The organism is Bacillus sp. LJBS17 (assembly GCF_019334685.1).
GTDB classification, from domain to species: domain Bacteria; phylum Bacillota; class Bacilli; order Bacillales; family Bacillaceae; genus Bacillus; species Bacillus subtilis.
Genome location: NZ_CP079759.1, coordinates 2,729,333 through 2,750,320, shown reverse-complemented (window position 1 = coordinate 2,750,320; position 20,988 = coordinate 2,729,333). Strand labels below are relative to the sequence as shown.

Annotated in this window: 19 protein-coding genes, 1 other RNA gene and 1 other annotated feature; of the genes, 16 read left to right on the top strand and 4 right to left on the bottom strand. The window is 44.4% G+C overall.

Going from position 1 to position 20,988, the window contains the following annotated elements; all coding sequences use genetic code 11:
• The first annotated feature begins 5 nt into the window (after positions 1 to 5).
• Positions 6 to 272, top strand: a complete 267-nt coding sequence (gene yajC / locus KXZ66_RS14280; protein WP_004398708.1) for a preprotein translocase subunit YajC — start codon at positions 6 to 8, stop codon at positions 270 to 272.
• Positions 273 to 328: 56 nt separating this feature from the next.
• Here the strand turns inward: yajC and KXZ66_RS14275 are convergent, their stop codons facing one another.
• Entirely contained in the window at positions 329 to 718 is a 390-nt protein-coding gene (locus tag KXZ66_RS14275) for a TIGR04086 family membrane protein (protein ID WP_031315243.1), read from the bottom strand.
• Positions 719 to 915: 197 nt separating this feature from the next.
• Between KXZ66_RS14275 and KXZ66_RS14270 the strand changes: the two genes are divergently transcribed.
• Positions 916 to 1,572: a DUF421 domain-containing protein gene (locus KXZ66_RS14270; protein ID WP_021480225.1), complete on the top strand. Its 657-nt coding sequence runs from the start codon at positions 916 to 918 to the stop codon at positions 1,570 to 1,572.
• A gap of 3 nt (positions 1,573 to 1,575) precedes the next feature.
• Here KXZ66_RS14270 and spoVB read toward each other — a convergent pair whose 3' ends face one another.
• Positions 1,576 to 3,132, bottom strand: coding sequence for a stage V sporulation protein B (gene spoVB / locus KXZ66_RS14265; protein ID WP_101502140.1), 1,557 nt, complete (start codon positions 3,130 to 3,132; stop codon positions 1,576 to 1,578).
• A gap of 115 nt (positions 3,133 to 3,247) precedes the next feature.
• Between spoVB and comN the strand changes: the two genes are divergently transcribed.
• From comN to dtd, 8 genes are all read left to right on the top strand, one after another.
• Positions 3,248 to 3,544 carry a post-transcriptional regulator ComN gene (gene comN, locus KXZ66_RS14260; protein ID WP_003229735.1) on the top strand — a complete coding sequence of 99 codons (297 nt, stop codon included), beginning with the start codon at positions 3,248 to 3,250 and terminating at the stop codon, positions 3,542 to 3,544.
• Positions 3,545 to 3,582: 38 nt separating this feature from the next.
• The gene (secDF, locus tag KXZ66_RS14255; RefSeq protein ID WP_015251564.1) at positions 3,583 to 5,796 is read left to right on the top strand and encodes a protein translocase subunit SecDF; all 2,214 of its coding nucleotides are present in this window, start codon (positions 3,583 to 3,585) and stop codon (positions 5,794 to 5,796) included.
• Positions 5,797 to 5,953: 157 nt separating this feature from the next.
• Entirely contained in the window at positions 5,954 to 6,451 is a 498-nt protein-coding gene (locus KXZ66_RS14250) for a cation:proton antiporter regulatory subunit (protein ID WP_003229739.1), read from the top strand.
• Positions 6,452 to 6,526: 75 nt separating this feature from the next.
• Entirely contained in the window at positions 6,527 to 6,850 is a 324-nt protein-coding gene (locus tag KXZ66_RS14245; protein WP_003229740.1) for a LapA family protein, read from the top strand.
• Positions 6,851 to 6,916: 66 nt separating this feature from the next.
• The gene (gene recJ / locus KXZ66_RS14240; RefSeq protein ID WP_128740599.1) at positions 6,917 to 9,277 is read left to right on the top strand and encodes a single-stranded-DNA-specific exonuclease RecJ; all 2,361 of its coding nucleotides are present in this window, start codon (positions 6,917 to 6,919) and stop codon (positions 9,275 to 9,277) included.
• Between the two features lie 5 nt (positions 9,278 to 9,282).
• Positions 9,283 to 9,795, top strand: a complete 513-nt coding sequence (locus KXZ66_RS14235; RefSeq protein WP_003229745.1) for an adenine phosphoribosyltransferase — start codon at positions 9,283 to 9,285, stop codon at positions 9,793 to 9,795.
• A gap of 167 nt (positions 9,796 to 9,962) precedes the next feature.
• The gene (gene relA, locus KXZ66_RS14230; protein WP_003229747.1) at positions 9,963 to 12,167 is read left to right on the top strand and encodes a GTP diphosphokinase; all 2,205 of its coding nucleotides are present in this window, start codon (positions 9,963 to 9,965) and stop codon (positions 12,165 to 12,167) included.
• A 12-nt stretch (positions 12,168 to 12,179) separates the two neighbouring features.
• Positions 12,180 to 12,620, top strand: a complete 441-nt coding sequence (dtd, locus tag KXZ66_RS14225) for a D-aminoacyl-tRNA deacylase (protein WP_004398689.1) — start codon at positions 12,180 to 12,182, stop codon at positions 12,618 to 12,620.
• Between the two features lie 27 nt (positions 12,621 to 12,647).
• Here the strand turns inward: dtd and KXZ66_RS14220 are convergent, their stop codons facing one another.
• A complete protein-coding gene (locus tag KXZ66_RS14220) occupies positions 12,648 to 14,204 on the bottom strand; it encodes an N-acetylmuramoyl-L-alanine amidase family protein (protein WP_029727135.1) in 1,557 nt (518 codons plus the stop codon).
• 132 nt (positions 14,205 to 14,336) lie between these two features.
• On the opposite strand from KXZ66_RS14220, the gene KXZ66_RS14215 reads away from it, so the two are divergent.
• The 5 genes from KXZ66_RS14215 (at position 14,337) to KXZ66_RS14195 (ending at position 19,054) form a co-directional block, all read left to right on the top strand.
• Positions 14,337 to 14,507 carry a YrzK family protein gene (locus KXZ66_RS14215; RefSeq protein ID WP_004399157.1) on the top strand — a complete coding sequence of 57 codons (171 nt, stop codon included), beginning with the start codon at positions 14,337 to 14,339 and terminating at the stop codon, positions 14,505 to 14,507.
• Positions 14,508 to 14,566: 59 nt separating this feature from the next.
• Positions 14,567 to 14,799: a binding site (T-box leader), on the top strand.
• Between the two features lie 89 nt (positions 14,800 to 14,888).
• Entirely contained in the window at positions 14,889 to 16,163 is a 1,275-nt protein-coding gene (gene hisS / locus KXZ66_RS14210) for a histidine--tRNA ligase (RefSeq protein ID WP_038829644.1), read from the top strand.
• Positions 16,164 to 16,176: 13 nt separating this feature from the next.
• Positions 16,177 to 17,955 (top strand): aspartate--tRNA ligase, encoded by a 1,779-nt coding sequence (gene aspS / locus KXZ66_RS14205; protein WP_015714438.1) that lies wholly within the window; start codon positions 16,177 to 16,179, stop codon positions 17,953 to 17,955.
• Between the two features lie 60 nt (positions 17,956 to 18,015).
• A non-coding RNA gene (gene ssrS / locus KXZ66_RS14200) (6S RNA) lies at positions 18,016 to 18,208 on the top strand.
• An 81-nt stretch (positions 18,209 to 18,289) separates the two neighbouring features.
• Positions 18,290 to 19,054 carry a tRNA threonylcarbamoyladenosine dehydratase gene (locus tag KXZ66_RS14195; protein WP_014480428.1) on the top strand — a complete coding sequence of 255 codons (765 nt, stop codon included), beginning with the start codon at positions 18,290 to 18,292 and terminating at the stop codon, positions 19,052 to 19,054.
• A gap of 39 nt (positions 19,055 to 19,093) precedes the next feature.
• On the opposite strand, the gene KXZ66_RS14190 is transcribed toward KXZ66_RS14195, so the two are convergent.
• Positions 19,094 to 20,359, bottom strand: a complete 1,266-nt coding sequence (locus tag KXZ66_RS14190) for a replication-associated recombination protein A (protein WP_014480427.1) — start codon at positions 20,357 to 20,359, stop codon at positions 19,094 to 19,096.
• 202 nt (positions 20,360 to 20,561) lie between these two features.
• On the opposite strand from KXZ66_RS14190, the gene cymR reads away from it, so the two are divergent.
• Positions 20,562 to 20,978 carry a cysteine metabolism transcriptional regulator CymR gene (cymR, locus tag KXZ66_RS14185; protein ID WP_003225879.1) on the top strand — a complete coding sequence of 139 codons (417 nt, stop codon included), beginning with the start codon at positions 20,562 to 20,564 and terminating at the stop codon, positions 20,976 to 20,978.
• The last annotated feature ends 10 nt before the right edge of the window (positions 20,979 to 20,988 follow it).

Genomic DNA, 20,988 nt, shown 5'->3' with positions numbered 1-20,988 from the left:
AAATGATGACTGGCACTTTAGGTACATTGGTTCCTATTATTTTAATGTTTGCGGTCCTTTACTTCTTGCTGATTCGTCCTCAGCAAAAGCAGCAAAAGGCTGTACGCCAAATGCAAGAGGAACTGAAAAAAGGCGATTCAGTAGTGACAATCGGGGGATTGCACGGTACTGTTGACTCTATCGACGAAAGCAAAGTCGTAATTAAGACTGGTGATAACACACGTCTTACGTTCGACCGCCGCGCGATCAGAGAAGTTTCTGCTGCTGAATAACAGCAGGAGCTATACATAGCAAACAAAAAAGAGCGGGCAAGTGAGCCCGCTCTTTTTTATGTGGAAGACCTGTTTCCCCTCATGTTCACGCCGAAAATCCCGCCCAGCATGCACACCCCTAAAAATCCCAGATGGAAGATCAGCTGTTCTGCTGTAAATGTCTTTCCGAATCCTAAATACTGAAACAATAAGATAATCAGAGAAAAACTTAAGGCAGTCAATGCTCCAATCATCCAGCCTCTTTCCTTGCCTTTCCCGCCTGAAATGAACCCGCCGATAAATAAAGAGAGAAATGAGATAGCTGTGATCAGCCAGTTAAATGATGATTCTTCCAGCGAGGTTGCGGTCAATAAAAGTGAAACCGCCAAACTTGTCAGGAGCATGGCTGCAAATATGGCGATTAAGCCGTAAAGAATGCCTTTTCCAACTTGTTTCGTCTCCTCCATGATTGTCTCCTTTCTGCCTGTATTAAAAGGCTTCTGTTCTTTTTGCACAAAGCCGTCAGACATGCTGATGGCTCGTCTTTGTAAAAATGTATTCCCTTATCCCATGAATTAGACGTAAAAGCTTTGTGAAATGCAATCGGTTTTTCTTACATAAATTGATCATTTTGTTGCAACCTATAATGAGTTGGAGGTGCATGATGGAAGAGCTTCTCACTATTGCGTTTCGCACAGTCGTATTGTATTTTGTGATATTGGTCATTTTTCGTCTCATGGGCAAGCGGGAGATCGGAGAGCTTAGTATATTAGATCTCGTTGTCTTTATCATGATGGCTGAAATTGCCGTTTTAGCCATAGAAAACGTAGACGATCATCTATTTCATACCATTTTGCCAATGCTTGTATTAATGATCATTCAAGTGACTTTGGCATACTTTTCTTTAAAAAACCGAAAAGTCCGCCAGCTTCTTGACGGTAAGCCGACCATAATTATCAAATATGGAAAAATTGACGAAGACGCCATGAAATCACAGCGTTATAATTTTGATGATTTAATGGTTCAGCTCAGAGAAAATAGCATCGACAGAGTAGCTGACGTATCATTTGCTATTTTAGAGCCGTCGGGCAAACTGACTATTGTTAAGAAAGAAAACAGCGGAGAGCATCGACAGCTCGAAATGCCGCTCATTATAGACGGCTTCATTCAAACAGAAAACCTGTCCAGAATCAGTAAAGATAAAAAATGGCTGCTCGAAAGTTTGCAAAAACACGGATACACAAACCCTTCAGATATTTCTTTTTGCTCGTTTACAGACGGAGAATTATTTATTGATGAAAAAGATGGGCACCGCCCGTAACCGTTATCGGACGATTAGACGTCCGATAATGGGAATGCGGCGAAGCTCATCTTTTTTAATTAAACGGAAAACGAGCAGGAGGATTATATAAATGGCGGCGCTCACCGCAATCCATCCGGCTAGATTGACAGCCTCAGATGCTCCAAAGCTTATATATTGTTTGATGGTGGAGCTGATAAATCCACAAATTACAATAACAGCGAAGCTGAGCGCATACTCCTTGATTTTGATGCTGATCGGCAGCACTTTGCTTACGGTTGCTGCGTGCAATAGCGTGACGAGCACCATGCCTGTCACAATGGCTAATGCCGCGCCCATAATGCCAAGAGAAGGCCTTGTGGCAAGGACAAAAATAAGGCCTGTTTTGACTAGCGCTCCGATTAAGCTGTTCATCATCGCAGCTCCTGCCAAATTAAGCGCCTGCAGAACAGCTTGAAGCGGGCCTTGAAAATAATAAAGCAGAAAAAACGGGGCCATCACTTTTATAAATACAGCTGCGCCTGAGGAACCGTACATCACTCTCATCAGCTCATCCGCAAAAACAAATAAAATAACAACTGAAATGCCTCCGCTGAGCAGACAGAGACGCATCGCCTGTTCCAAGCGGTATTCCACCACCTGCAATTTTTTCTGCTCCATTCCTTCACTGATCGCAGGAACAAGCGCGGTCGACAAAGAATATGTAATAAAGCTGGGCAGAGTCAGCAGCGTCATGGCAAAGCCGGTCAGTTCCCCGTATTGCTTTGTTGCGGCAACTGTTGCCACACCGGCGATGGCAAGGCTTTGAGCGACGACGATTGGCTCGAAAAACCAAGAGAGGTTTCCGATAAAGCGGCTCCCGGTTGTTGGAAGGGACACGCTCATTAATTGGGTAAAGGTTTGTTTTCCGTTTTTAATTGACTGGAAAAAATGCTTTCTGATTTTAATTGTCTTTTTATACTTAAAGCAAACGAATAAATAAAGAAGTGATGCCAGCTCCCCTGCCACTGAGGATAGCATTGCCCCCGCTGCAGCATATTCAATTCCGTAAGGGAGAAAAATCGTTGTGCAGACAGCCACGAGTGAAATGCGGACGACCTGTTCAAGGACTTGTGACATAGCAAGCGGGTTCATATTCTGTTTTCCTTGAAAGTATCCCCTCAGCACACTCGATATAGCAATAATCGGCACAACCGGCGTAATGGCCAAGAGCGGATACAGTGTTCGCTTATCTGTCAGCATCGTTTCAGCCATAACCGGGGCGAAAAACAGAAACAGCGGTGTAAAGATGAGGCTGAGCACTCCCGTGATGGTCAGAGACATGACTAAAATATTTTTCGTTTTTTGATGATCTCCGCGCGCACTGGCTTCAGCGACTAGCTTGCTGATCGCGACCGGCAGACCGAATTGAGTTAATGTAGTGGCCAAGAAGAAGGTAGGCGCCGCCATCATGTAAAGCCCGACTCCTTCTTCACCGATAAAACGGGCGATAACCACCCGGTTGACAAACCCGAGCATTCTTGTAACCATTCCTGCTGCGATAAGGATAAGAGTGCCCTTTAAAAACGTCTGTTTCGCCATTTTTACCCCCTGCCTTCTCAAACTACCTGGAATCATATACAATAAAGATATGCGTATATATCGTCCAAGCATGACAAGTCTTCTTGAAAAACAATAAAAAAGGAGCGTGGAATTCGTGGAGAAGCATCCAGCCGATCTATATAAAGACCACGTCAGGCCGTTTCTTTACAGCAAACTGGAAGAGTTCAAGATTCTCGGGTATGATGATGTTGAACTCGAAAGTTTGTGGTCATACTTAACAGATAAGAAGTGGAAAAAGAAAACGGAACTGAACATTTATGAACTGGCGAGTGATATTTTATCAGTGAAAATTGGCGAATTTATGAACTATGCAACCGTTGAGTCATTTAAAACGTCTAATTGGCTGGGCAGTGAAGAGGGCCAGGAAGCATTGGAAGAACTGCTGAGATAGCAGGTTGATTCGCACAGGTTTAAGGGAGGATATACATAATGAAAAAAGGACGCTTGATTGCGTTTTTCCTTTTCGTTCTATTGATCGGCACGGGCTTGGGCTACTTTACGAAGCCTGCCGCTAACAATATTACGTTAGGATTGGATTTGCAAGGCGGATTTGAGGTGCTGTATGATGTACAGCCTGTAAAAAAAGGTGACAAAATCACAAAAGACGTTCTGGTCAGCACTGTAGAGGCATTGAACCGCCGGGCCAATGTTCTCGGTGTCAGCGAACCGAACATCCAAATTGAAGGGAATAACCGGATTCGCGTTCAGCTCGCTGGTGTGACAAACCAAAACAGAGCGCGTGAAATTCTGGCGACTGAAGCGCAGCTTTCTTTCAGAGATGCAAATGATAAGGAACTGTTAAACGGTGCTGATCTAGTCGAAAACGGCGCTAAACAAACTTATGACAGCACAACAAATGAGCCAATTGTCACGATTAAGCTGAAAGACGCTGATAAATTTGGTGAAGTGACCAAGAAGGTCATGAAAATGGCGCCAAACAACCAGCTTGTCATTTGGCTGGATTATGATAAAGGTGATTCCTTTAAGAAAGAAGTTCAAAAAGAGCATCCTAAATTTGTATCCGCTCCAAATGTAAGTCAGGAGCTAAATACAACTGATGTAAAAATTGAAGGTCATTTCACAGCTCAAGAAGCAAAAGATTTAGCCAGCATTTTAAACGCAGGCGCACTTCCTGTGAAACTGACTGAAAAGTATTCGACATCAGTAGGCGCACAATTCGGCCAGCAGGCTCTCCATGATACGGTGTTTGCCGGTATTGTCGGTATTGCAATTATTTTCTTATTTATGCTTTTCTATTACCGTCTGCCGGGATTAATCGCGGTGATTACGCTATCTGTTTATATCTACATTACACTCCAGATCTTTGACTGGATGAATGCCGTACTCACGCTTCCGGGAATTGCCGCTCTCATTTTAGGTGTCGGGATGGCTGTTGACGCCAACATTATTACCTATGAGCGGATTAAAGAAGAGCTCAAGCTAGGAAAGTCAGTCCGCTCTGCCTTCCGTTCAGGAAACAGACGGTCATTTGCGACGATTTTTGACGCGAATATTACAACCATTATTGCAGCGGTTGTGCTCTTTATCTTTGGGACAAGCTCTGTTAAAGGGTTTGCGACAATGCTGATCCTATCGATTTTGACAAGCTTTATCACTGCCGTTTTCTTATCGAGATTTCTCCTCGCTCTCCTTGTGGAAAGCAGATGGCTTGATCGGAAAAAAGGCTGGTTTGGTGTCAATAAGAAACATATCATGGATATTCAGGATACGGATGAAAATACAGAGCCGCATACGCCATTCCAAAAATGGGATTTCACGAGCAAACGCAAATACTTCTTTATTTTCTCCAGTGCAGTCACGGTTGCCGGGATTATTATCCTGCTTGTGTTCAGGCTGAATCTTGGCATTGACTTTGCTAGCGGTGCACGGATTGAAGTACAAAGCGACCATAAGCTGACAACAGAGCAAGTTGAGAAGGATTTTGAATCTCTGGGTATGGACCCTGATACTGTAGTTCTGTCAGGCGAAAAGAGCAATATCGGTGTTGCCCGTTTTGTCGGGGTGCCAGATAAAGAAACCATAGCAAAAGTAAAAACGTATTTTAAAGACAAATACGGATCAGAGCCAAATGTCAGCACAGTTTCACCGACAGTCGGTAAGGAGCTGGCAAGAAATGCGCTGTACGCAGTTGCTATAGCTTCTATTGGCATCATTATTTACGTTTCAATCCGATTCGAATACAAAATGGCGATTGCTGCCATCGCCTCATTGCTATATGACGCATTCTTTATCGTCACGTTCTTCAGTATTACAAGGCTTGAGGTAGATGTTACGTTCATCGCGGCCATCTTGACGATAATCGGGTATTCCATTAACGATACAATCGTTACATTTGACAGGGTCCGCGAGCATATGAAAAAGCGCAAGCCGAAAACATTTGCCGATCTGAACCATATTGTAAACCTGAGCCTGCAGCAAACCTTTACACGTTCAATTAACACTGTATTAACTGTTGTGATTGTTGTTGTGACATTGCTGATCTTTGGAGCATCTTCTATTACTAACTTCTCAATTGCTTTATTGGTCGGGCTGTTAACAGGCGTTTATTCTTCTCTATACATTGCCGCACAAATTTGGCTTGCATGGAAAGGAAGAGAACTGAAAAAAGATTCGGCGCAATAAAAAATATCAGGCTGTCCTCTGCAGGGCAGCCTGTTTTTTGAAGTTTCATTGAACTTAAAATAGACATTTGCTATAATGACATACGCTTACATTTAAACATATATATGGTGTTAAAAGTGTTTATGACTGGTTTTCAGATATGTAGGAGGGTTTATATATGAGGGTTCGCGAATCAGAGCTGCCGGGCATAGGACAAAAAGTTGAAATGATTACTAGAAACCGTGATAAAATTTCAATTATCATTCATCATGACGGAAGAAGAGAGCTTTACTATTTTGACGAAAACGACCATGAGGAATGTGTTGCCTCCGTGCAGTTTGATGACGCTGAAGCAAGGCAAATGTCTGCAATTCTTGGCGGAATGGCATATAAACCGAAAGCGTTAGAACAGGTCGAGTCAGCCCTTGATGATTTGATTATAGAGTGGTGTAAAGCAGAGGCGGGAGCGCCTGCCATTCATCAGACGATTGGTGATTTGAATGTGGGTCAGGAATATCATGTAACGGTCATTGCAATTGTAAAAAAGAATCAGGATAAACAACTGAATCCGAGCTCTGAAACAGTCATTGACGAAGGCGATACACTTGTGATTTCCGGTGAGGGAACCGGACTGAAGAGGCTGATCCGGGAAAAATTAACAGCAAAGGGAGCTTAACCTAGTGTTAAGCCATGTTTAAAACCAGTCTTGATGGGGAAAGTTACCTCAATAAGAAGTTTGGGGGAAAAGAGAATGAATAAACAATGGACCATTATTTTCGCACTTATTTTCACCTTAATTGTTGCTATTTTCGCAGTCATTAATGTTCGATCCGTAGAAGTTGATTACCTGTTTGGAAGATCAGAATGGCCGCTCATTCTTGTTATTTTGGGCTCAGTTTTAATGGGAGCGCTGATCGTATTTTCTGTCGGCATTTTTCAGGTAATGAAATTGAAGCGGGAAATAAAAACCTTGCGGAAAGAAAATAGAACAGCAATACATAAACAAGAGGATACTCATCTTGCTGATCAGACTGACACACAGGATGCATCAGCCATGATTGAGAAAAAAGACTAGTTTTCGAATATTATTTGAAACCCCTCAGCCTGCTCTAGTATAATAGGGTGGTTGAGGGGTGAATTTATGTTAGCGTCAAAAATGCGATGGGAAATCCAGCGACCAGATCAGGATAAGGTCAAATCACTCACAGAACAATTGCATATAACACCTCTTGTTGCGTCCCTGCTTGTAAAAAGAGGCTTTGATACGGCAGAAAGCGCTAGGCTGTTTTTACATACAAAGGATGCCGATTTTTATGATCCTTTTGAAATGAAAGGCATGAAAGAAGCGGCAGATCGAATAAAACAGGCGATTTCACAACAAGAAAAGATTATGATATATGGCGATTATGACGCCGATGGGGTTACAAGTACGTCAGTGATGCTTCACACGCTGCAAAAACTGTCGGCTCAAGTTGATTTTTATATACCTGACCGTTTTAAAGAAGGATATGGACCTAATGAACAGGCGTTTCGTTCGATTAAAGATCGGGGCTTCTCTTTGATCATTACGGTTGATACAGGAATTGCCGCTGTGCATGAAGCGAAGGTGGCAAAGGAACTCGGACTGGATGTCATCATTACCGATCATCATGAACCGGGACCGGTGCTTCCGGATGTCCATGCGATCGTCCACCCGAAGCAGCCTGGCTGCACTTACCCGTTTAAAGAGCTTGCCGGGGTTGGAGTCGCGTTTAAGCTTGCCCACGCTTTATTGGGTGAACTTCCTGATGAACTGCTTGACCTGGCGGCTATCGGCACCATTGCTGATCTAGTCCCGCTGCATGACGAAAACAGATTAATTGCAACACTAGGACTTGAAAGGCTTCGACGGACAAATCGGCTCGGCTTAAAAGAGCTAATTAAGCTGTCAGGCGGAGACATCGGAGAAGCGAACGAAGAAACAGTCGGATTTCAGCTCGCACCAAGGCTGAATGCCGTCGGAAGAATCGAACAGGCGGATCCCGCTGTTCATTTGCTTATGTCAGAGGATTCGTTTGAAGCGGAAGAGCTTGCCGCAGAAATTGACCAGCTGAACAAAGAGCGCCAAAAAATGGTCAGCAAAATGACGGATGAAGCGATTGAAATGGTTGAACAGCAAGGGCTCGATCAAACTGCAATTGTCGTGGCCAAAGCCGGATGGAACCCGGGAGTCGTCGGGATTGTGGCTTCAAAGCTTGTGGACCGCTTCTACCGACCGGCCATTGTTCTTGGCATTGATGAAGAAAAGGGAATCGCTAAAGGTTCGGCCCGAAGCATCAGAGGCTTTAATTTATTTGAGAGCCTTTCTGAATGCAGAGATATTCTTCCTCATTTCGGCGGCCATCCAATGGCTGCGGGGATGACGCTGAAAGCCGAAGATGTGCCGGATTTGCGAAGCAGGCTGAATGAAATAGCGGACAATACGCTTACGGAAGAGGATTTTATTCCCGTACAGGAAGTCGACCTTGTCTGCAGCGTCGAAGACATTACAGTTGAAAGCATCGCAGAAATGAACATGCTGTCTCCTTTTGGCATGCTTAACCCGAAACCGCACGTTCTCGTAGAAAACGCAGTACTGGAAGATGTCCGCAAGATAGGGGCAAATAAAACTCATGTCAAAATGACGATCAGAAACGAGTCGTCCCAGCTTGATTGCGTCGGTTTTAATAAAGGCGAGCTTCAAGAAGGCATCGTACCGGGTTCAAGAATTTCCATTGTCGGTGAGATGTCAATCAACGAATGGAACAATCGAAAAAAGCCGCAGCTTATGATAAAGGATGCCGCTGTTTCTGAATGGCAGCTGTTTGATTTAAGGGGAAAACGGACGTGGGAAGACACAGTTTCCGCCCTTCCATCTGCTAAACGGGCCATTGTCTCTTTCAAAGAAGACTCAACAACATTACTTCAAACTGAAGACCTTCGCCGAGAAGTGCACGTCATCAGTTCTAAAGATCAAGCAAAGGCGTTTGACCTCGATGGTGCATATATTGTATTACTGGATCCGCCGCCTTCGCTGGACATGCTCGCCCGTTTGCTGGAAGGCAAGGCGCCTGAGCGGATATATTTTATTTTTCTCAATCATGAGGACCACTTTTTATCAACTTTTCCCGCAAGAGACCACTTTAAATGGTATTATGCGTTCTTGCTGAAAAGAGGCGCTTTTGACGTGAAAAAACACGGTTCAGAGCTTGCAAAACATAAAGGCTGGTCCGTTGAAACAATCAATTTCATGACAAAGGTGTTTTTTGATCTCGGTTTTGTTAAAATAGAGAATGGTGTGCTGTCTGTTGTGAGCGGAGCAAAGAAACGCGACTTAACAGACTCACAAACATATCAGGCGAAACAGCAGCTGATGGAACTGGATCAAAAGCTGAATTATTCTTCTGCTGAAGAGCTGAAGGAATGGCTGAATAAGCTGATGAAACAAGATTCAGAGGCTTATGAAAGTACGAGGAGGACATAAAACAGATGGATTTAAAACAATACGTAACAATTGTACCGGATTACCCGAAAGAGGGCGTGCAATTTAAAGATATTACGACACTGATGGATAAAGGCGATGTATACCGCTATGCCACAGATCAAATTGTTGAATATGCGAAAGAAAAGCAAATTGATTTGGTCGTTGGCCCTGAAGCGCGCGGCTTTATTATCGGCTGTCCCGTTGCTTACGCGCTTGGCGTAGGTTTTGCGCCGGTCCGCAAAGAAGGCAAGTTGCCTCGTGAAGTAATCAAAGTGGATTATGGCTTGGAATACGGAAAAGACGTATTAACGATCCACAAAGATGCGATTAAGCCTGGTCAGCGTGTGCTTATTACGGATGACCTGCTTGCGACAGGCGGCACAATTGAAGCGACAATCAAACTTGTTGAAGAACTTGGCGGCGTTGTTGCTGGTATCGCTTTCTTAATCGAGCTTTCTTACCTTGACGGCAGAAATAAGCTCGAAGATTACGACATCTTAACATTGATGAAATACTAAGGATAACCGCATAACGAAAAAGCACTCCATGTCAGGGTGCTTTTTTCCTATTGTTTTGCATTTATTTTATATAATATTTGGCTATTTGAACTTCTGCTCTTTACATCTTTCGTTTTTTTCTTGATAATAAACTACAATACAGTTTACATTTTAAAAAAGGTGATTCCATGGCGAACGAACAAGTATTGACTGCCGAGCAAGTTATAGATAAAGCGCGCAGCTATCTATCTGATGAGCATATCGCATTTGTCGAAAAAGCATATCTGTACGCTGAAGATGCTCATCGCGAGCAATACCGCAAATCGGGCGAGCCATATATTATTCATCCGATTCAGGTTGCGGGGATTCTCGTCGATCTTGAAATGGACCCTTCCACAATCGCGGGCGGATTTTTGCACGATGTCGTGGAAGATACAGATGTGACGCTCGATGACCTGAAAGAAGCATTTTCCGAAGAAGTGGCAATGCTTGTAGACGGCGTAACGAAACTCGGCAAAATTAAATATAAATCTCAAGAGGAACAGCAGGCGGAAAATCATCGCAAAATGTTTGTCGCTATGGCTCAAGATATCAGGGTCATATTGATCAAGCTGGCGGATCGTCTTCACAATATGCGGACACTGAAACATCTGCCTCAGGAAAAACAGCGGAGAATCTCCAATGAAACGCTGGAAATTTTTGCTCCTTTGGCGCATCGTCTCGGGATTTCAAAAATTAAGTGGGAATTGGAAGATACGGCGCTCCGTTATTTGAACCCTCAACAATATTACAGAATTGTCAACCTCATGAAGAAGAAACGTGCAGAACGTGAGCTTTATGTTGATGAGGTTGTCAATGAAGTGAAGAAACGTGTCGAAGAAGTAAATATCAAGGCTGACTTCTCGGGACGCCCGAAACATATTTACAGCATTTATCGAAAAATGGTGCTGCAAAATAAGCAATTCAATGAAATTTACGATTTGCTGGCTGTCCGTATTCTTGTGAACAGCATAAAGGACTGCTACGCGGTGCTTGGCATCATTCACACATGCTGGAAACCGATGCCCGGCAGATTCAAAGATTATATCGCAATGCCGAAGCCGAATATGTATCAATCGCTTCATACAACGGTTATTGGGCCTAAAGGCGATCCGCTTGAAGTGCAGATCCGCACCTTTGAAATGCATGAAATAGCGGAATACGGGGTTGCGGCTCACTGGGCTTATAAAGAAGGAAAAGCAGCCAATGAAGGTGCAACCTTTGAGAAAAAGCTTTCTTGGTTCCGTGAAATTTTAGAATTTCAAAATGAATCGACAGATGCAGAAGAATTTATGGAATCGCTCAAAATTGATTTGTTCTCTGATATGGTGTATGTCTTTACGCCAAAAGGAGATGTAATCGAGCTTCCGTCCGGTTCTGTTCCGATTGATTTTTCTTACCGGATTCACTCTGAAATCGGCAATAAAACAATCGGTGCCAAAGTAAACGGAAAAATGGTTACGCTTGACCATAAGCTTCGGACAGGTGATATCGTTGAAATTCTCACCTCTAAGCATTCCTACGGTCCGAGCCAGGATTGGGTGAAGCTTGCCCAAACATCCCAAGCGAAGCATAAAATCCGTCAATTCTTTAAGAAACAGCGGCGTGAAGAAAATGTCGAAAAAGGCCGTGAGTTGGTCGAAAAAGAAATTAAAAACCTGGATTTTGAATTGAAGGATGTTTTAACGCCGGAGAATATTCAAAAGGTTGCTGACAAATTTAATTTCTCAAATGAAGAGGATATGTACGCGGCGGTCGGTTACAACGGCATTACGGCTCTGCAGGTGGCGAACCGCCTAACAGAAAAAGAGAGAAAGCAGCGCGATCAGGAAGAACAGGAAAAGATCGTTCAGGAAGTTACTGGGGAACCTAAGCCGTACCCGCAAGGAAGAAAACGGGAAGCTGGCGTTCGTGTCAAGGGCATCGACAACCTCCTTGTCCGTTTATCAAAATGCTGCAATCCTGTGCCAGGTGATGATATTGTCGGCTTTATCACAAAAGGCAGAGGGGTTTCGGTCCATCGCGAAGACTGTCCGAATGTCAAAACGAATGAAGCCCAAGAGCGGCTGATCCCGGTAGAGTGGGAGCATGAGTCACAGGTTCAAAAGCGCAAGGAATACAATGTTGAGATAGAGATTCTTGGGTATGACCGCCGCGGATTGCTGAACGAGGTGCTGCAGGCAGTGAATGAAACGAAAACAAATATTTCATCTGTCTCTGGCAAATCGGATCGCAATAAAGTGGCAACCATTCATATGGCGATTTTTATTCAGAATATCAATCACTTGCACAAAGTCGTCGAGCGTATTAAACAGATTAGAGATATCTACTCTGTGCGCCGCGTCATGAACTAAAGGGGTTAGAAAATGAGATTAGTTGTTCAGCGAGTAACAGAAGCAAGCGTTACAGTGGACGAAGAGGTCGTCGGCCAAATTGGACAAGGCCTCATGGTGCTGGTCGGCATCACTCATGATGATACAGAAGATGATGCAGCTTATTTAGCCGATAAAGTTGTCAATCTCCGTATTTTCGATGACAGTGAAGGAAAAATGAATCTGTCTCTTGTAGATATAGGAGGAGAGATTTTATCCGTCTCACAGTTTACGCTTTATGGAGATACGAAAAAAGGGCGCCGGCCGAACTACATGAACGCGGCCAAACCTGATAAAGCTTTAGGTCTTTATGAAAAATGGAATGACCTGCTTCGTGAAAAAGGAATCAAAGTGGAGACCGGAACGTTTGGAGCAATGATGGATGTTCAGCTTACAAACTCCGGACCGGTTACGCTCATTATGGATTCAAAATAAAAAAAAGCTGCCAAAAGGCAGCTTTTTTTATTGGAAGTATTTCTCTAATCCGCTTTCGATCCCATCTGTTACTTTTTCTTGGTATGAATTGCTATGTACAATGGCTTCTTCCTGCGGATGGCTTACATATCCCAGCTCGTACAGCATAGCGGGCTGTCTGTTTTCCCGGAGCACATAATAATCTCCGAATAATACGCCGCGGTCTGGAATGGAAGAACGCTTCACCACTTCTGAGTGGACATCTGATGCGAGTTCCTGATCTTTGGCAGGACTGTAGTAATATGCTGTACTGCCTCTTGTAGAGGTATCCGCATAGCTGTCATAATGAATGCTGATAAAGGCGTCAGCGTTACGGTAGTGAGAGGTAGAGACCCGTGACTGCAGGCTGACAAAGGTATCATCCTGGCGTGTCACATATACATCCGCTCCAGCCGATCTAAGTTTGCTGGCGAGCAGTTTTGCCGTTTTGATCGTCAGGTTTTTCTCGAATTTCCCCGAATACCCGATCGTTCCGCTGTCTTTTCCTCCATGTCCCGGGTCAACAATAATCGTTTTATTGTTTAGAGAGCCGTTTCCAGACGGGGAATCAGAGACTGGCGGTTCACCTGCTTCTTCTGCGCTTTTAGACGTTTGGACCACCCAATTGGCTACATAAGCAGTTTGCCCGTTATCAAGCTTTATTTCATACCAGCTTCCCTTTGAACCGGTAATGGTGTATGAATCTCCTTTGGCAGCACGCTCAACGATTGAAGCTGATGTTGACGCATCACTTCTTAGATTCGTTCCTCCGTACATGATATAGGCTTTTTTAGCGGAGGATGAACTGCCGGCATTTGCTGAATCATCAGCTGGAACAGAACTAGTCAAAAGGTAATGGCTTGCAACCCAGCCTTTTAGCCCGTTCACCTCAATGTGAGCCCAGCCATTTTTCTCGTTGAGAACCGTCAGTTTCGTTCCGCGATCAAGTTTTGTTATAATTGCCGCGTCATGTGAGGCGGAGGCTCTTACATTTAGCGAAGAAACACCGACTGTGCCCGTCGTTGACGCACCGGAATCCTCGGTTTGGTCACTCTCATCAGACGCTGAACTGCTGCCTCCTGATGTGACATATTCAGATGATACCCACCCGGTGGCACTGTGATAGGATATCTTGATCCAGCCCGAATCTTTATCAATGACAGATGCTTGGCTGCCTTGCGGGAATTTGCCGATGACTTCGTAGGAAGTGCCCGGGCCGCTTCTCATCCGCAGATCGGGGTCTGTTGATGTCACAGTGTCACTGCTTCCTGAGGAGCTTGTGCTGGCCTGGTCTTCCTTTGTAATAAGCCAGGAGACTACCCAGCCCTTTTCTCCGGAACCAAGCTGTATCTGCACCCAGTCTCCATCTTCCTTTAAAATCGGATAGCGTTCTCCCTTTTTTACTTCCGCTGTAATGCCGTAGCTAAGCCCAGGGCCGCTTCTGACGTTCATTTCATCTGTTGCGATGACCGCTTCTCCTTGAGCAGCTGTAACGGATGAAAAGGTCGGGAATAGCGCTGCGGTGAAAATAATACATACAATAAGGACAAAGTATTTCTTGTTCATTGTGTCCTCCTTTCTGATGATCATTAAAAAAGCATTCTTGTTTAATATCGTAAAGTCCTTTCTGATTTTTAAATAAAAATAAAATGATTTGTTTATACTAAGCGTAAATACAATCAAAAAGGTGTGCAAATCATGAAATATCATCCAAAAATGGGACGTGCATTTCACGACGGTGAAGCGAATCTGCATTACAGCGATCACGCAGATCCCGATACGACTGGTTATCTTACGGAAACAGCATCTGAATTTGGTCTTATGTCCAAAGAAGCAGCGCTGAGGAAAAACAACCGGAATAAAGCTTGACAGAGAACCCCAATCCCATTATTATAATAGAAATTGAGTACATAGCAAATGATGAAAGATTTGAACCAATAATGGAGAAGAGTAGGTCAGATTGCATGATTAGAGAGGAACCCGCCCCAGGCTGAAAGCGGATCCCATTGCGTCTTTCTCGAAACAACACTCCGGAGGTTTCCTGCTGAACGCGTGAATAACGCCATTAGGCAGTGAACGTGAACCTGCGTTAAAGGATCGAGCGGGAATATGAACGTATTCCAACTAGGGTGGCACCACGGGTATAACTCTCGTCCCTACTATCATGTATAGTAGGGGCGAGAGTTTTTTTCATTTTCATCATTAACGATCATTGGATATTTTATAAGGAATACATAAGGAGGTCTACCTATGGGATATAACATTCCGAGAGGAACACAGGATATTCTGCCTGGAGAATCAGATCGCTGGCAGTATGTTGAACAAATTATGAGAGACACTTGCCGCACTTATCAATATAAAGAAATCCGCACACCGATTTTTGAGCATACAGAACTGTTTGCCAGAGGCGTCGGAGAATCAACGGATATCGTACAAAAAGAAATGTATACCTTCGAGGACCGCAAAGGCAGAAGCCTGACGCTTCGTCCGGAGGGAACAGCTGCTGCGGTTCGCGCTTTTAATGAAAACAAGCTGTTCGCAAATCCTGTACAGCCGACAAAGCTTTATTATGTCGGGCCGATGTTCCGTTATGAACGTCCTCAGACGGGCCGTTACCGCCAGTTTTATCAGTTTGGAATTGAAGCGATTGGTTCGAAAGACCCTGCAATCGACGCTGAAGTAATGGCGCTTGCGATGAGTATTTATGAAAAAGCAGGTTTAGAAAACGTTAAGCTTGTCATAAACAGTCTCGGCGATCAAGATAGCCGCAAAAGCTACAGAGAAGCGCTCGTGAAACACTTCGAGCCTCGCATCGAAGAATTTTGTTCAGACTGCCAGTCCCGTCTGCACACGAACCCGCTTAGAATCTTGGACTGCAAAAAAGACCGAGATCATGAGCTGATGAAATCGGCACCTTCGATTTTGACATATTTAAATGAAGAATCAGCCGCTTATTTTGACAAAGTGAAACAATACTTAAATGATCTTGGCATTTCGTATGAAATCGATCCGAACCTTGTGAGAGGGCTGGATTATTACAACCACACCGCATTTGAAATTATGAGCAATGCGGAAGGCTTTGGCGCGATTACGACACTTGCCGGCGGCGGACGCTACGACGGGCTTGTCGAACAGATCGGCGGACCTGAAGCACCGGGCATCGGATTTGCGATGAGCATCGAACGCTTGCTTGCCGCAATTGATGCTGAAAAAAGAGAGCTGCCTGTTGATAAGGGAATCGACTGCTATATCGTCACACTCGGCGAAAAAGCAAAGGATTATTCTGTTTCATTGGTGTACAAACTGAGAGAAGCAGGCATTTCCAGTGAAATCGATTATGAAAATAAGAAAATGAAAGGCCAGTTTAAAACAGCTGATCGCTTAAAGGCCAGATTTATTGCGATTTTGGGTGAAGATGAGCTTGCCCAAAACAAAATCAATGTAAAGGATGCACAGACGGGCGAACAGATTGAAGTGGCACTTGATGAATTTATACATGTGATGAAGGCAAACCAAAAGGGATAAGGAGTGAAACGCATTGTTTGGAAGAACATATTATTGCGGTGATATAACTGAAAAAGCAATTGGCGAATCTGTAACGCTGAAAGGCTGGGTCCAAAAAAGACGAGACCTCGGCGGATTGATTTTTATTGACTTGCGTGACCGTACGGGAATTGTTCAAGTCGTTTTCAACCCTGATGTGTCAAAAGAAGCGCTTGCTGTTGCGGAAGGCATCAGAAATGAATACGTGCTTGATGTTCAAGGAAAAGTAGTGGCGCGGGAAGAAGGAACAGTCAATCCGAATTTGAAGACAGGTGCGATCGAAATTCACGCTGACGGAGTGACAGTACTAAGTGCTGCAAAGACGCCTCCATTTGCGATTTCTGATCAAGCAGAAGAAGTGTCAGAGGACGTTCGTTTAAAACACCGTTACTTAGATTTGCGCAGACCGGCTATGTTTCAAACGATGCAGATGCGTCATAATGTGACGAAAGCTGTCCGCAGCTTTTTAGATGAAAACGGGTTTCTTGATATTGAAACGCCGATTTTAACAAAAAGCACGCCTGAAGGCGCACGTGACTACTTGGTGCCGAGCCGTGTGCACGAAGGTGAGTTCTACGCGCTGCCGCAGTCTCCGCAGCTATTTAAACAGCTTCTGATGGTATCAGGCATTGAACGGTATTATCAGATTGCCCGCTGTTTCCGTGATGAAGACTTGCGTGCGGACCGCCAGCCTGAGTTCACGCAAATTGATATTGAAATGTCCTTTATGAGCCAGGAAGACATTATGTCATTGGCTGAGGATATGATGGCAAAGATTATGCGTGAAACAAAAGGCGTGGAAATTAAGCTTCCTCTTCCTCGAATGACGTATGACGAAGCAATGAACAAGTACGGTTCTGATAAACCGGATACGCGTTTTGACATGCTTTTGACAGATGTGTCTGACATTGTGAAGGATACGGAATTTAAAGTATTCTCATCAGCTGTAGCAAACGGCGGTGTGGTCAAAGCCATCAACGTAAAAGGCGGTGCCGGAGATTACTCCAGAAAAGACATCGATGCTCTTGGCGCTTTTGCTGCAAACTATGGGGCGAAAGGACTTGCCTGGGTGAAAGTTGAAGCAGACGGAGTGAAAGGACCGATCGCTAAATTCTTTGATGAAGAAAAGCAGTCTAAGCTGATTGAAGCACTTGATGCTGCTGAAGGTGATTTGTTGCTGTTCGGAGCGGATCAATTTGAAGTTGTGGCCGCATCACTCGGCGCGCTGCGTTTAAAGCTTGGGAAAGAGCGTGGGCTGATTGACGAAAACCTGTTCAATTTCTTATGGGTCATTGACTGGCCGCTATTAGAGCATGATCCGGAAGAAGGCCGTTTCTACGCAGCGCACCATCCGTTCACAATGCCTGTCCGGGAAGACCTTGAGCTGATTGAAACAGCGCCTGAAGACATGAAAGCACAAGCTTATGACCTCGTCTTAAACGGCTATGAGCTTGGCGGCGGTTCAATCCGTATTTTCGAAAAGGATATTCAGGAAAAAATGTTTGCGCTTCTCGGCTTCTCACCAGAAGAAGCGGCTGAACAGTTCGGATTCCTGCTGGAAGCATTTGAATACGGCGCTCCTCCGCACGGCGGAATCGCACTTGGCTTAGACCGTCTCGTTATGCTTCTCGCAGGACGTACGAACCTGAGAGATACGATTGCATTCCCGAAAACGGCAAGTGCAAGCTGCCTGATGACAGAGGCGCCTGGAGAAGTAAGTGACGCTCAGCTTGACGAGCTTCATCTTTCTATCAAGAAAAAAGTTAAGAACTGAATGTGCAGTTCGATTCTTGAAAATCAAAATCGTCTGTGATATGATTTTGACAAGTTAAATAAAGTCCTGATGTGTTAGTTGTACACCTAGTTTTGACCGAACATTTTTTTGATTTGGGAGCCCGCATTTTTAAATGGCGTACATGCCTCTTTTCATTCGGTAAAGAGGACTTACAAGATTTAAAAGAGGGCACCCACCTGCTGAGAGCGGGTTCAAAACAAAGGAAAGCTGCAACGGCACTATTGGGACTTTATTTTTTGTGCGCAGAAAAACGGCTGCTCATGGATCAGCCATTTTATAGATGAAACCAGAATACGAATGTGGAGTGAGGTTCTTGTTACACCAGTTTTCACGCAATGAATTAGCTATCGGAAAAGAAGGCCTTGAAACGCTGAAAAACAGCACAGTTGCTGTGCTTGGAGTCGGAGGAGTTGGGTCGTTCGCGGCGGAAGCGCTCGCGCGGTCAGGCGTCGGCCGCATTCTGCTTGTCGACAAAGATGATGTCGACATTACAAATGTAAACCGTCAGCTTCACGCGCTGCTTTCAACTGTCGGACAGCCGAAAGTTGATTTAATGAAGGCGCGGATCGCAGACATTAACCCGGAGTGTGAAGTAATCTCGTTAAAAATGTTCTATACGGAGGAAACGTATGAGCAGTTTTTTGACTATGATCTTGACTATGTCATTGATGCGTCAGACACCATTTGTTATAAAATTCATTTAATGAAAGAATGTCTAAAACGGGATATTCCGCTCATCTCCAGCATGGGTGCTGCAAATAAAACGGATCCGACACGCTTCCAAATCGCTGATATCTCAAAAACGCACACTGATCCAATTGCGAAGGTCGTCCGTACGAAATTACGCAAAGAGGGGATCAAAAAAGGCGTCCAAGTGATTTTCTCTGATGAAAGCCCGATTGTCATTCGGGAAGATGTCAGAAAAGAAGTGGGAAATGACGAAGCGAAAATCCGTAAAGCAAAAATGCCGCCTTCCTCTAATGCTTTTGTGCCGTCAGTTGCAGGTTTGATTATGGGCGGACATGTTGTCATGGATCTTTTGAAAGACATAGAAATCAAACGTGTGAAGGATAAATAATGTATAAAAACAGCCTTGATGATCAAGGCTGTTTTTGTTTTATTTTCTTTTCATTAATTTATCATACACCTGCTTTAAGGCGGATTCGAATTTTCCTGTCTGTTTCGGCTTATAGTATTGCTTATTTTTCAGAGAATCAGGGAGGTATTGTTGTTCGACCCAACCGCTGTCGTAATTGTGCGGGTATTTATAGTCGATTCCTCTTCCTAATTCCTGAGCTCCTTTATAATGCGCGTCTTTTAAATGCTTCGGGACATCACCAATTTTTCCGGCTCTGATATCTGCCAGGGCCTCATCGATTGCCAGAATGGCAGAGTTTGATTTCGGTGAGAGGCAAAGCTCAATAACTGCGTTGGCCAGCGGGATTCGCGCTTCAGGAAACCCGACTCGCTCAGCGGTCTGAATAGCGTTCAGCACTCTAGGGCCGGCTTGCGGGCTTGCTAAACCGATATCTTCATAGGCGATAACAAGCAATCGTCTTGCGATGCTCTCCAGATCACCGGCTTCAATTAATCTAGCCAAATAGTGAAGAGCAGCGTTGGCATCAGAGCCGCGGATCGATTTTTGAAAAGCGGACAGTACATCATAATGCGCGTCACCATCTTTATCGTGAGAAAAGCTTTTTTTCTGCAAGCATTCTTCCGCGGTTTCTAATGTAATGTGAATTTCACCGTCTGCTGACTCCTTCGTTGACAACACGGCAAGCTCAAGCGCATTTAAAGCGGAGCGGACATCTCCTCCGCATCCGTGGGCAAAATGCTCCATCGCCTGATCATCAATGGATACAGAATAGGTGCCAAGGCCCCGATGCTCATCATGGAGCGCACGTTCCAGTGCCTGTTTAATCAAATCAGGTGTTAACGGTTCAAGCTCAAAAATCTGGGTCCGGCTTCTGATCGCCGGATTAATGGCATGATACGGGTTAGCCGTCGTTGCTCCGATCAAAATAATCATCCCGTTTTCTAAATAGGGTAATAGAAAATCCTGTTTTCCTTTATCCAGTCTGTGGACTTCATCCAGAATCAAAATCACTTGGCCGGACATCTTGGCTTCCTGAGCTACGATTTCCATATCTTTTTTATTGTTAATGACAGCATTCAGCTTTCGAAAAGCAATACTTGTTGAACCGGCGATTGCTGTTGCGATTGATGTTTTTCCAATTCCGGGCGGCCCGTACAAAATCATGGATGACAAATGTTTTGCCTGGACCATTCTGCCAATAATTTTATCTTCAGCCACCAGATGCTGCTGGCCGATAATATCCTCTATTTTTGTCGGACGCATCCGATATGCCAATGGCTTCATCTATCATCTCTCCTTACTTAATTACAGGGTAACGGAAAACCGTACATTAGAAAAGGGTAAAGGCCCCTTTCCTTCTGCCTCAATGAAAATTCGCTGAAGGTATGTTATAATAACAGTTGGTCTATAAGATAATAAACGGACGAAACATATAGAAATTACCATTATAAATGTGGAAAATCATGAAATAACAGAGGTGTTCATGTTGAAAATATCAACTAAGGGAAGATACGGGCTCACCATTATGATCGAGCTTGCAAAAAAGCACGGTGAAGGCCCGACTTCATTAAAAAGCATCGCACAGACGAATAATTTGTCCGAGCATTATTTGGAGCAGCTGGTATCGCCGCTCAGAAATGCCGGTTTAGTGAAAAGCATCAGAGGCGCATATGGCGGATATGTATTAGGCAGTGAGCCGGATGCTATTACCGCGGGAGATATTATCCGTGTGCTTGAGGGGCCGATCAGCCCTGTTGAAGTGCTGGAAGATGAGGAGCCTGCCAAGCGTGAGCTCTGGATTCGCATCCGGGATGCTGTAAAAGAGGTTTTAGACAGTACAACATTAGAGGATCTTGCCAGCTATACAGACGGAGAGCAAGAAGCTTATATGTTCTATATTTAGATCAGAGGTG